The organism is Neorhizobium phenanthreniclasticum, assembly GCF_040066075.1.
Lineage (GTDB): Bacteria > Pseudomonadota > Alphaproteobacteria > Rhizobiales > Rhizobiaceae > Neorhizobium > Neorhizobium petrolearium.
On record NZ_JBEAAL010000002.1, the window covers coordinates 366,154 to 377,657 of the forward strand.

Below are 11,504 nucleotides of genomic sequence, written 5' to 3' on the forward strand. Positions count from 1 at the left end.
GTGATAACTGTTAATGTTTGCATTCTGCTTCATGATAAGCGAGAGATAAAGCCTCATTGCGAGGAACATGCTCATGAGCCGTTTTCTGCCAGACCGTTTCACGGTCTTCCTGGTCTGTACCGTCATTCTCGCCTCCGTCCTGCCGATCCATGGGCAGTGGGCGGAGTGGTTCGGCGTCGCGACCGATTTCGCCATCGGCCTGCTGTTCTTCCTGCACGGCGCGCGCCTGTCGCGCGATGTCGTGGTGGCGGGCTTCCTGCACTGGCGCCTGCATCTGACCATCCTCGCCACCACCTTCGCGATCTTCCCCCTCCTCGGGCTGGCGATCGGCTTCATCCCGTCGGATATCCTGCCGCCCGCGCTCTATGCCGGCATCCTGTTCCTCTGCGTGCTGCCCTCGACGGTGCAGTCATCGATCGCCTTCACCTCGATTGCCGGCGGCAACGTGCCGGCGGCGATCTGCGCCGCATCCGGCTCGAATATCTTCGGCATGTTCCTGACCCCGCTGCTCGCCGGCCTGCTGCTCTCGACCACCGGCGACGGAGGTTTTTCGTGGGATGCGCTGGAAAGCATCCTATTACAGCTTCTGGCGCCGTTCGTCGCCGGCCAGATCCTGCAGCCCTGGATCGGCAACTGGATCCGCTCGAAGAAGAAGATACTCGCCCCGGTCGATCGCGGTTCGATCCTGATGGTCGTCTATCTCGCCTTTTCCGAAGCGGTCATGGAAGGTCTCTGGCACACCTTCTCGGCCGTCGATATCGGTGTCGTCATCCTGGTCGACATGGCTCTTCTGGCAGTGGTGCTCTGCATCACCATGTTCGGCAGCCGCGCGCTCGGCTTCAACAAAGAGGACGAGATCACCATCACCTTCTGCGGCTCGAAGAAATCGCTGGCGAGCGGCGTGCCGATGGCAAACGCCATCTTCGCCAACCAGTCGTCCTCGATCGGCGCGATCGTGCTGCCGCTGATGCTCTTCCACCAGATCCAGCTGATGGCCTGCGCCGTCATCGCCCAGAAATACGCAAATCGTCTGAAGGCGAAGGAGACGACCGCGGAACCGGCGGCCGCGTGAAACAAAAAAGCGGCCCTTCCGTTATCGGGAAGGGCCGCAAACTCGGCTTGCTGCTTTGACTGGAGGTCTTGAGGGCCGAGGGTCAGTTGACCTGCTGCGGCGTGACCTGAGCCTCGATCGTCTTCGCGGTATCGCCGGCTTCCGCGGCGATCGCGATGCGGCGGGGCTTCATGGCTTCCGGGATATTCCTGAGAAGGTCGATATGAAGCAGGCCGTTCTTCAGCGAGGCGGACTGGACCTCGACATGATCGGCAAGCTGGAAACGGCGCTCGAAGGCGCGCTTGGCGATGCCGCGATAAAGGTATTCGCTCTGGCCGCCGGCCTCTTCTTCGCTCTTTTCACCTTTCACGGTCAGCACATGGGCATGGGCTTCGAGCGACAGTTCCTTTTCGTCGAAACCGGCGACAGCCATGGTGATGCGATAGGTGTTTTCACCGGTCCGCTCGATATTGTAGGGCGGATAGCTCGGGGCCTGTTCAACGGTGCCACGGTTGTCGAGCAGGTTGAAGAGGCGGTCGAAACCGACGGTGGATCGGTAAAGGGGGGAAAAATCGACGTGACGCATGATGTCCTCCTTGGGAAGCGACGTTGCGGTTTTCGTTTGGCTCCGCCTCCCGTAATGGCGATGGCGGACCGTTCACGCGGACCCTTTTTGGCGCCCGCAGGATGAAGATGGGAATTGCGCTCTCGCCGTTCAAGGCCTCTTCGGGGCCGCCTCCGGAAACCTCCGGCCGGCATGAACCGGGCATGAACATGGGATTCCTGTGACGTTCAGGACCGACTTGATAGAACAGGACCAGGGAAGCAGGACTGCCTCCCGAAGACGTCATTCGTCCCTTCAGTCATCCTCTGCCGGGACCGCGCGGTTTTCCCTGAACCGCCGGTTCCGGTTTCTTTTTTGCGCCGGCAGATCGCGCCGGCGCAAATTCCTTACGGAACGGCGCGTCAGGACCGGCCCGAAGCGGTTCCTCCTCCGGCGAAAGGCAACCTGAGCCAGGGCGCCAGATGGAAGACGCTCATCAGCAGATACATCGGCACCATTCCGCCGAACGGCGACATGTCGTGCACAGAGGAGCAGATCATGTCCGCGCCGCCGGTCGCGGCCGTCAGCAGCGCCATGATGGCGAATGTCGGTGCCGCGGCAAGGGATAGCCAGCCGGAGACCGGCCTCCCTTTCGCATTGTTGCGGTGGAGTGGCATCGGCCTCACCCCCTGCCATACCTGTCGTGGTGGCGCCACCAGATACCGTTCTCGTTGCGGCCCCTGGGCGCACGATCGAGCCATTGATACATGCCCCACAGGCCATCCAGTCCGCGCGAATAGCTGGAATAGGTGTGGTAGACGACGCCGTCTTCGAGCACGAAGGCGCTGACGCCCGGCCTGTCGCGCGCATAGGTGGCGACATCGGTCCCGGTCGAAGCCGCGATCTGGGCGATGGGGCTTTCGCTGCTGCCCTGCTGCCATTCATGAACGGTCTGGCCTCCTGGGGGCCCCGCCAGCGGCGGCTCGCGGCGGAAATTGTATTCGATCGTGCCCTCGCGCTGCTGGTCCGCGGTGAACCAGACGCTGAAGTCGGCGTTGAAGTCGCCGCCGTTCGAGGACGCCCAGGGAAAGCTCCATCCCATCCGCTCTTTGAAGGCCTGCAGTTTTTGAAGCGGTGCCCGCGACACGGCGGAAAAGGCCACGTCATGGTTCTCAAGGTGAACGACGACGCCGTTGAACCCGTCGGCGATCGAGGAGCAGGACGGGCATCCAGCCGTATAATCGGGTCCGAACATGAAATGGTAGACGAGAAGCTGCGAACGTCCGCCGAAAAGGTCCACCAGCGAGGCGCTCCCGTTCTCGGTCTCGAACCTGTACTCCTTGTCGATCCGCACCCAGGGCAGTTCCTGACGCCGCAGTGCCAGTTCGTCGCTCTTGCGCGTCAGCTCCTTCTCGTCCCTCAACAGGTCGAGCCGTGCTTTCAGCCATTCTTCGCGTGTCCCGGTCATATGTGTCATCATCGCTTTTCTCCATTTGACTGCCTGCCGCCGCCCGATTTCCGGTGCGGCGGTTGCTTGCTGGTCGTGAATAAACTAGGTCCGGTTATCGGGATGGTGGGAGTTACAAGTGTGGCGGGATTCCGATGGACTCGCTGATCACCGCGGCGGCACGTGCACTCGCAGCAGGAGATCCGCTCGGCGCATTGAAGCACGTCGCCCTGCGGGACGATGCGCCCGCCCTTGCGCTGAGAGGCATTGCCATGGCGCAGCTCGGCGAGCTCGACCGGGCAAAGATGCTTCTCAAAAGTGCCGCGCGCGCCTTCGGTTCGAGGGAGGCCGTGGCCCGCGCCCGGTGTGTCGTCGCCGAAGCCGAGATTGCACCCGTCTCCCGCGAGCTCACATGGCCCACCAGGGCCCTTGACACGGCGCGGGCGACGCTCGAGGCGCATGGCGACGGCCTCAACGCCGCCCATGCGCGGAACCTCGAACTCCGGCGCCTGCTCCTCATCGGCCGCCTCGACGAAGCGGAACGCATTCTCGCCGGCCTCGCCCCAATACCGCTCCCTCCGGCATTAGCGGCCGCCCGCGCGCTGGCGGTTGCAGGAATAGCGATCCGGCGCTTGCGGACCAGGGCGGCGCGCGCAGCGCTTGCCGAGGCCGGACAGGCCGCAATCGAAGCGAAGATCCCCGCACTGATAGCCGAGGTCGAAAGCGCCTCCCTCGTCTTCAGCGCACCGGCAGCACGGCTGGTCGCCCGCGGCGATGAACGCCCTCTCCTGCTCGACGAGGTCGAATCGCTGCTGGCGTCGGGCACGCTCGTCGTGGACGCATGCCGCAACGTCGTGCGGGACGAAAAAACGATAGTCCCGCTTGCGACACGCCCGGTCCTCTTCGCGCTTCTGCGTGCTCTGGCCGAAGCCTGGCCCGCGGATGTATCGAGAAGCACGCTGCTTGCCCGCGCCTTTCGGGCGAGGCATGCCGACGAATCCCATCGCGCCCGGCTGCGCGTCGAGATGGGGCGGCTTCGCGCGGAGCTTCTAACGCTGGCGGATGTCAGGGCGACGAAGCGGGGCTTTGCGCTGGTGCCGCGCCACGCCTCGGAAGTCGTCGTGCTGGCGCCGCCCGTCGAGGAGCAGCATGCGGCGGTGCTTGCTTTCCTCGCCGATGGCGAGTCATGGTCGAGTTCGGCGCTCGCGATCGCACTTGGATTGAGCCCGCGCACCGTGCAGCGGGCGCTTGAACAGCTCGCGGCCGCGGGCAAGGTGCAGTCCTACGGGCGCGGACCGGCACGCCGCTGGATGACACCGCCCGTGCCGGATTTCCCGACAACCTTGTTACTCCCGGGCCCGCTGCCGAGCGGCTAGGTTGGAGGCGTGAGAACAAAGAAAGGGTGAAACCATGAAACGATCCCAAGCCGAAATCCTCCGCGAATACGGTCCCTTTCCGGATGTGGAGCAGGTGGCAGGCGTCACCTTCGATGGCCGGCATGTCTGGTTCGCGTCGGGTGACAAGCTGAATGCGTTCGATCCGGCAAGCGGTAATGTGGTGCGCTCGATCGATGTCCCCGCGCATGCGGGAACGGCCTTCGACGGCCGGCATCTGTTCCAGATCGCCGAAGACCGCATCCAGAAGATCGATCCGATGACCGGCAGCGTGCTTGCGACGATCCCGGCGCCCGACGGCGGCTCGTCCGGTCTTGCCTGGGCCGAGGGAACCCTCTGGGTCGGACAGTACAGGGACAGGAAGATCCACCGGATCGATCCGGAAACGGGAGCGATCCTCCGCACCATCGAGTCCAACCGTTTCGTCACCGGTGTTACCTGGATCAACGGCGATCTCTGGCACGGCACCTGGGAAAATGACGAGAGCGAGTTGCGGCGGATCGATCCGGAAACGGGAGAAGTCCTGGAAAGGCTCGGCATGCAGGCCGGAGCCAACGTGTCGGGGCTCGAATCCGACGGCGGCGACCGGTTCTTCTGCGGCGGCGGAAACAGCAGCAAGGTCAGGGCCGTCCGCCGGCCTTGAGCCATGGCATTCGAGATCCGGACAATCGTCCATGAGGACGCCCATGCCGGCTTCGTCGGCGCCCGGCCATTCTTTTTCCCTTGACGTTACGCCGCCCGCGCCTATCGCTTACCGGCATGACAGAAGCAGAAGCCTCCGCCAACGACGTCCTCCACCACACCCCGGCCAATCCGGCGCCGTTGAACTATACGGCCGGTTATTTCACCGGCCATCGCGGCACAAAACTGCGTTACGGCCTCTTCCGCTCCGAGATTTCGCCGGCGGTCGGCACGGTCGTCGTCATGCAGGGCCGTAACGAATTCATCGAAAAGTATTTCGAGACGATCCGCGACCTGAATGCGATGGGCCTATGGGTCGCCACGTTCGACCTGCGCGGCCAGGGCGGCTCGGATCGTTTGACGAAGAACCCGCGCAAGGGCCATGTGCGCCGCTTTTCCGATTACGAACGGGATCTCGAAATCTTCCTCGAGCAGATCGTTCTGCCGGATGCCCGCCTGCCCTTCTTTCTGGTCGGCCATTCCACCGGCGCGCTGATCGCACTCTCGGCCGCCCCGCGGCTGTCGACCCGCATTCATCGTATGGCGCTTTCGGCGCCCTATATCGCGCTTTCGGGCCAGGGCGCACCGCAAGGCGCGATCCGCACGCTCGCCGGCCTCGCCTCCTGGACCGCACTCGGCCGCATCTCGATGGGTACGGACCAGAGCCGCCGCCCCTTCGAGGGCAACCCGCTCACTTCCGACATCGCCCGCTTCCATCGCAACGCGGAAATCATTGCAGCTCATCCGGAGCTGACGGTCGGCGCGCCGACGGCCCGCTGGCTGCATGAGACCTTCAAGGCCGCCCGCCGTGTATCGAACCAGGCGCATCTGACCCGGATCACCATTCCGACGTTGATCCTCGCCCCCATGCTCGATGGCGTCGTGCCCTACCGGGCGCAGGAGGAACTGTCGAGGAAATTTCGGGCCGCCCAACTCATTACCGTCAACGGGGCGCGCCACGAGCTCTTTCAAGACAGGGATATCTACCGGGCGCAGGGGCTGGCCGCAATCGAAGCCTTCATGCCGGGTCTGGACGGCGGCTTCGGCCTGTCCGAAACCGCCGCCTGATTCCTCTCGTCACCTTCCCGAAAGCAGCGCCAGCGCCTCTTCATGAACGGCCTTGCTGCCGGCGGCGACGATGCTGCCGCCACCTTCCGGCCGCCCACCTTCCCAGGTGGTGATGACGCCGCCGGCCTGCTCGATGAGCGGGATGAGCGCCCCGACGTCGTAGGGCTTCAGCCCGTTCTCGACGACGATGTCCACGTGGCCCGCGGCAAGCAGCGCGTAGGCATAGCAATCGCAGCCGTAGCGGAAGAGCCGCGCCCTGCTTTCGACCATCCGGTATTTTTCCATCTCTCCGCCCACGAAAAGATGGGGCGACGTGGTGAAGAGAATCGCATCGCTCAGCGTTTTGCAGTCGCGTGTAAAAATCTGCCGCTCGCCGTCAGGCCCGCGATACCAGGAACGTGTACCGTCGGCGAAATAGCGCTCGCCGGTGAAGGGCTGGTCGACGAGGCCCATCCTGGCGCGACCGTTCGACTGGAAGCCGATCAGCGTGCCCCAGACCGGCAGGCCGGAAATGAAGGCGCGCGTGCCGTCGATCGGATCGATCACCCAGATATGCTCGCGATCGAGACCTATATTCTCATGCTCCTCGCCGAGAATGCCGTGCTCCGGGAACTTTTCCGTAATCAGCGTGCGAATCGCGGTTTCGGCTGCGCGATCGCCCTCCGTCACGGGATCGAACCCGCCCTCCAGCTTGTTCGTCACATAGGCGCCGGTGCGGAAGCGTGGCAGCGTCTCCGCCCTGGCGGCATCGGCAAGCTCGTAGAAGAAGTTGCGGTCCGGAAGCATGGAAACCCCTCGATGGATGGATGCTTCTTCTAATCACGTTTCCCGCAACTGAAAACCGGTTTCATGGACCATCGCCGAAGACGGCGCGAAGCCCTGCCGCAAATCTCACCACTTCGCCCAAAAATGACGCAAATTTAATCAACTAAAAAAGTTGCTTGACATTTGTGCAGCGCACTACTAGCGTTGGCATACAGTCTTTGACTGTAAATACCCTCCTTGGGTGTTTCCTCCCTAGACTTAGCCGCGCTCCAAAGCGCGGTTTTTTTTGCCCGCCGATCGGGGATCGGCAGAAAAATACATTCAGTGAGCCTCTGGAAGCCTGGAATTTATTCCGCGGCGAGCGCGCTGTTGCCGCCGGCGAAATCGACGACGAAATCGGCCATCTGCCGCATGAAGGTGGAAAGGGCTGCAGCAATCGCCGGGAATTCCGGCTTCTTGGCGAGTGTTACTTCGTCCACATAGAGCGCCCGGTTGACCTCGATCTGCAGGGCGTGCAGCCCCCTGACCGGCCTTCCGTAATGTTCGGTAATGAAGCCACCGGCATAAGGTTTGTTGCGCACGGCCGAAAAGCCCATCTCACCCAGGAAATGCAGTGCGGCGCGCGAAAGCTCGGCTGACGCGCTGGTGCCGTATCGGTCGCCGATGATGAAGTCCGGCCGCACGTCGGAGCCGGAGAGCCGGATATTGCCGGGCATGGAATGGCAATCGATGAGGATGGCGAGCCCGAAGCGGGCGTGGGTACGGGCGATCAGCTTTCTAAGGCAGGCATGATAAGGTTTGTAGATCGCCTCGACGCGGGACATACCCTCTTCGACGGACAGGCGGCGGCGATAGATTTCCATGTTTTCGGCAACGATGCGCGGGATCGTGCCGAGACCGCCCGCGACACGCATCGAACCGATATTGACGAAAGGCGGCAACGGCCCGTCGAACATGCGCGGGTCGAGCTCATAAGGCTCGCGGTTGACGTCCAGATAGGCGCGTGGAAAATGGGCGAGCAGCAATGGCGCGCCAAGCTCCGGTGCATCTGCAAACAGCTCGTCGACATAATGATCTGCGGAACGGCGGATCGACAACGCATCGAGATTGGCCTGAGCCAGGAAGGCAGGCGGATAGAGCCGGCCGCTATGCGGCGAATTGAAAACGAAGGGGATGGTCTGCGTTGCGGGCTCCCTTACTTCGAAATGCTCAAAATCACCCGCGCTGCAATCCATCCTGCCTTTACCATGTCACGAACTTGTTCGGAAACCCATGTTGCCAGTTGCCCGGCGCGAAGTCCATACTATCTATACCTCGCCACCCTCCTCTTCCACCTCCATTAAACGGATGTTTACCGCGTCTTGGCAGTGTAATAGGTCTCTCAAACTCTTTGAAATCTGCATTGGATACGGTCCCCGGAGATGAATCAGAAAATCCTTCTCGCCGAAGACGATAACGATATGCGCCGCTTCCTGGTGAAGGCGCTCGAAAAGGCGGGCTACAAGGTGGCTTCCTTCGACAATGGCGCAAGCGCCTACGACCGGCTGCGCGAGGAACCTTTCTCGCTGCTCCTGACCGATATCGTGATGCCCGAAATGGACGGGATCGAACTTGCCCGCCGCGCGACAGAACTCGATCCGGACCTGAAGGTGATGTTCATCACCGGGTTTGCGGCGGTCGCGCTCAACTCCGATTCCAAGGCGCCGAAGGACGCCAAGGTCCTCTCCAAGCCCTTCCACCTGCGCGATCTTGTGGATGAAGTGAACAAGCTGCTCGCCGCTTGAGCCGCGAAAAGTCCGGAAATGCGGAGCCTTCAAAAAACCTTCGCATTTCGTTTCAAAAACCAGTTGACGGCCCGACCAGTCTATGGTCTATGCGCCGCCATCGGATGGGCGTGTAGCTCAGCGGGAGAGCACTACGTTGACATCGTAGGGGTCACAAGTTCGATCCTTGTCACGCCCACCATTCCGATCTCCTTTTAGACGTGGATTCCCGATCCCGTCCGTCCTGATCAACAGGCGATTCTTTCACCCCGGGCGGCAAGTCTCACGTGGGCGTCCCGCGTTGGCGTCCGTGCTCGAATGAACCCCGCCGAGGCCAACCGCAAAAGCGCCTTCAGGTGCTCGCGGCCACCATAGCCGACGATCGGCGCATAGGGGCTCATGGTGAGGTTGACGTCTGCCGGATAGAGACGCGCGAACTCGGCGAAGTTCGTAAAGCCCTCATAATTGTCTGCATTGAGCTGGAAACTCTCGACGGGAGCCCCTTCGGCCAGGATGACTTGGTGAGCGTCCAGCAGGATCTGGAAATACTCGATGGCGCGGCTGTCCGCGGGCAGTTCGGGCATAATCGTGGTCCCGTTGACGAGATCCTTGGCCCGGATGAGAACACCATCGATGTAGAGAGAGTGGCCGGGGGAGAGATAGAGCTTCCGTTTCGGCGTACCTTCATCCAGGGCGGATGGCGATATGCGAATCGGCACCACGTCCATATTCCAGGTCGGCCCCCTGCATTTGTAGGTTTGAAGGCCGATCCATTTGATCGGCAGCGCCTTGCCGCCAATCGTTTCGACCAGGTCGCCGATGCGAAGCTCCTCGACAGGGACTTCACCTTTCGGTGTCATGATCGAGGTGCCGCGTAGCAGGCACATGGGGTTCTTTCCAGGGCCTTTGCCCGGCTTGTCCCCCCCTTTTTTCCACCATGCCCTTCCACCGGCTTCGGCCGAAGATGAAGAAATGATCGTGCCGGCGAGCGAACCCATTGCCACGATCCTGGCGGTCGTCGCAGCGGTCAGGCCCAGCAAATGTCGTCGCGCACTGTCGATCTCCGAAGGATCTTTACCGGTCATCGTCATTCTCCCTTACAGCCCGTTATGCAGCTATCTTGCGCGCGCTTGTCGTTAGGGAGAATTTCCATCTTGGTGGATGAATTGCAGACAAACGATTACGACCATACCGCAAAAGTATTAGGATCGGCACAGGCCGGAAACAGACTCGCGGGAGTTCGAGCATGCCGTTACCGCCGGCAATCTGCGGACCGTTGCGGTGTGCTATCATCGCCGGCATGAAAGCCCTTTCTTCAGCCGCGTCGTCAAGCGACGATAACCGCCACCTGCCTTGCCATGGGGTGAGCTTGCGGTGAAGGCAATCCATCATCTCCTCATGGCAATGCTGGCCTTGCCCGCGGCGGCGACCTTTCCCTCGATCGGTCTGACTGCGGACGAGGAGGCTGCGTCCAAAGCCTGCCTCTATGAACGTTCCGCAAAGGAGGATGGCCAGGCGCTCTGCATCGGGCGAGAAAGCTATGATCGCGATCTGTGCCGGGTAATGGAGCATGTCGCACGCGCCAACGCTGTGCCGCCGCAATTCTTCGCGCGCCTTATCTGGCGGGAAAGCCTGTTCCGCGCCGAAGCCGTGAGCCCGAAAGGTGCGGAGGGCATCGCCCAGTTCATGCCGGGGACCGCGAAGCTCCGCGGGCTTGCAAACAGCTTTGATGTCATCGAGGCTCTCGCTGCATCCTCCCTTTATCTGAGTGAGCTGCGTGACCGTTTTGGCAATCTCGGCCTCGCGGCAGCGGCCTACAATGCCGGCGAAGCTGGCCTCCAGACTTTCCTGAAGGCCGACCGTCTGCCGATCGAAACCCGGGACTATGTATTCGCCATCACAGGACATACCGTCGAGACCTGGAGGGACAAGCCGCCTGAAACCGCCGCCCCTCCCCTCGATGCGGACAAGTCTTTCATGGAAGGCTGCGTCGAACTCGCCGAGACGCGGCGCCTGCAGGAGCCTGTCCTGATCGGCTCTGCCGACTGGGCCCCCTGGGGTGTTCAGCTTTCGGCCCATTATGATCCCACGGTCGCAAGCCGGCTCTTTGTCAGCGCGATTGGTAAACTTCCTGAGCCGCTTGGCAGCGAACGCGCCCTGATCGTCCGGCAGAAGGGCGGCAACTTCGGCTACCGGCCAAGATATGCGGCAAGGATCGGAAGGGCGACCCGCGCCGAAGCGACCGAACTCTGCACCCGTATCAAGGCGGCGGGCGTGCCGTGTACCACATTCAGGAACTGAACGGCGCAGCCCGGCCAGCCTAAAGCTGCCCCCATAGATGACCGGGCTGCAAATTTCTTTCACGACCGTACCGAATCGCCGCGAACTGACCTCGTGAAGCGACATCAGATGTGCCAAACGCGACGCACCTGCCTTGCTGAGGTAGGTTTTCCCCAACTTGCCCTGTCCGAATTTCGGCAGGGCTTTTTCTTTTCGGAGATGGAAGACCGAGAAGGAGCCGAGATCGGCAAGCCTCTTGGATTTGCGGGCTACCGCAGATCCCTCTTCCAGGGCGTCACATCACCGCGCCGCCGGCCATGAGCGCCAGCACGAGGAATACCAGGAAGATGACGAGGAAGAGGAAGAAGAGAAATTTCGCAATCGTTGCGGTGGCCGCCGAGATGCCGGAAAAACCGAGAAAACCGGAGATCAGCGAGATGACGAGGAAGATGAGAGCCCATTTCAGCATGGAACTTGTTCCTTCTTGTTGATGGCCGCATAACGTGAAGGA

General features: G+C 61.9%; 13 protein-coding genes and 1 tRNA gene. 7 read left to right on the top strand and 7 right to left on the bottom strand.

Going from position 1 to position 11,504, the window contains the following annotated elements; genetic code table 11:
- The first annotated feature begins 73 nt into the window (after positions 1–73).
- Positions 74–1,072, top strand: coding sequence for a bile acid:sodium symporter family protein (locus tag ABK249_RS05925; RefSeq protein ID WP_052183043.1), 999 nt, complete (start codon positions 74–76; stop codon positions 1,070–1,072).
- 82 nt (positions 1,073–1,154) lie between these two features.
- Here ABK249_RS05925 and ABK249_RS05930 read toward each other — a convergent pair whose 3' ends face one another.
- From ABK249_RS05930 to ABK249_RS05940, 3 genes are all read right to left on the bottom strand, one after another.
- Positions 1,155–1,637 carry an Hsp20 family protein gene (locus tag ABK249_RS05930; RefSeq protein WP_348862418.1) on the bottom strand — a complete coding sequence of 161 codons (483 nt, stop codon included), beginning with the start codon at positions 1,635–1,637 and terminating at the stop codon, positions 1,155–1,157.
- Between the two features lie 380 nt (positions 1,638–2,017).
- On the bottom strand, positions 2,018–2,272 hold the full coding sequence (locus tag ABK249_RS05935) for a hypothetical protein (RefSeq protein WP_348862419.1): 255 nt from the start codon (positions 2,270–2,272) through the stop codon (positions 2,018–2,020).
- Between the two features lie 5 nt (positions 2,273–2,277).
- Entirely contained in the window at positions 2,278–3,075 is a 798-nt protein-coding gene (locus ABK249_RS05940; protein WP_037155932.1) for a DUF899 domain-containing protein, read from the bottom strand.
- Between the two features lie 122 nt (positions 3,076–3,197).
- Here ABK249_RS05940 and ABK249_RS05945 point away from each other — a divergent pair, with 122 nt between their 5' ends.
- The 3 genes from ABK249_RS05945 to ABK249_RS05955 all read left to right on the top strand — a co-directional run bounded on the left by ABK249_RS05945 (position 3,198) and on the right by ABK249_RS05955 (position 6,185).
- A complete protein-coding gene (locus ABK249_RS05945) occupies positions 3,198–4,418 on the top strand; it encodes a helix-turn-helix domain-containing protein (protein WP_348862420.1) in 1,221 nt (406 codons plus the stop codon).
- Positions 4,419–4,452: 34 nt separating this feature from the next.
- Positions 4,453–5,079 carry a Vgb family protein gene (locus ABK249_RS05950; protein WP_037155926.1) on the top strand — a complete coding sequence of 209 codons (627 nt, stop codon included), beginning with the start codon at positions 4,453–4,455 and terminating at the stop codon, positions 5,077–5,079.
- Positions 5,080–5,195: 116 nt separating this feature from the next.
- On the top strand, positions 5,196–6,185 hold the full coding sequence (locus ABK249_RS05955; RefSeq protein ID WP_348862421.1) for an alpha/beta hydrolase: 990 nt from the start codon (positions 5,196–5,198) through the stop codon (positions 6,183–6,185).
- A 9-nt stretch (positions 6,186–6,194) separates the two neighbouring features.
- Here the strand turns inward: ABK249_RS05955 and hisN are convergent, their stop codons facing one another.
- The gene (gene hisN / locus ABK249_RS05960) at positions 6,195–6,971 is read right to left on the bottom strand and encodes a histidinol-phosphatase (RefSeq protein WP_037155920.1); all 777 of its coding nucleotides are present in this window, start codon (positions 6,969–6,971) and stop codon (positions 6,195–6,197) included.
- Positions 6,972–7,297: 326 nt separating this feature from the next.
- Complete coding sequence (locus tag ABK249_RS05965; protein WP_037155917.1) at positions 7,298–8,185, bottom strand: N-formylglutamate amidohydrolase; 888 nt, start codon at positions 8,183–8,185, stop codon at positions 7,298–7,300.
- A gap of 186 nt (positions 8,186–8,371) precedes the next feature.
- Between ABK249_RS05965 and cpdR1 the strand changes: the two genes are divergently transcribed.
- Together cpdR1 and ABK249_RS05975 are read left to right on the top strand one after the other, a co-directional pair.
- The gene (cpdR1, locus tag ABK249_RS05970) at positions 8,372–8,734 is read left to right on the top strand and encodes a response regulator CpdR1 (protein WP_037155914.1); all 363 of its coding nucleotides are present in this window, start codon (positions 8,372–8,374) and stop codon (positions 8,732–8,734) included.
- Positions 8,735–8,840: 106 nt separating this feature from the next.
- Positions 8,841–8,915, top strand: a tRNA-Val gene (locus tag ABK249_RS05975).
- 46 nt (positions 8,916–8,961) lie between these two features.
- Here ABK249_RS05975 and ABK249_RS05980 read toward each other — a convergent pair.
- Complete coding sequence (locus ABK249_RS05980) at positions 8,962–9,798, bottom strand: Hint domain-containing protein (protein ID WP_348862422.1); 837 nt, start codon at positions 9,796–9,798, stop codon at positions 8,962–8,964.
- Between the two features lie 313 nt (positions 9,799–10,111).
- Between ABK249_RS05980 and ABK249_RS05985 the strand changes: the two genes are divergently transcribed.
- A complete protein-coding gene (locus tag ABK249_RS05985; RefSeq protein WP_415926426.1) occupies positions 10,112–11,014 on the top strand; it encodes a transglycosylase SLT domain-containing protein in 903 nt (300 codons plus the stop codon).
- 274 nt (positions 11,015–11,288) lie between these two features.
- Here the strand turns inward: ABK249_RS05985 and ABK249_RS05990 are convergent, their stop codons facing one another.
- On the bottom strand, positions 11,289–11,462 hold the full coding sequence (locus ABK249_RS05990; RefSeq protein ID WP_037155909.1) for a DUF1328 domain-containing protein: 174 nt from the start codon (positions 11,460–11,462) through the stop codon (positions 11,289–11,291).
- Between the last annotated feature and the right edge of the window lie 42 nt (positions 11,463–11,504).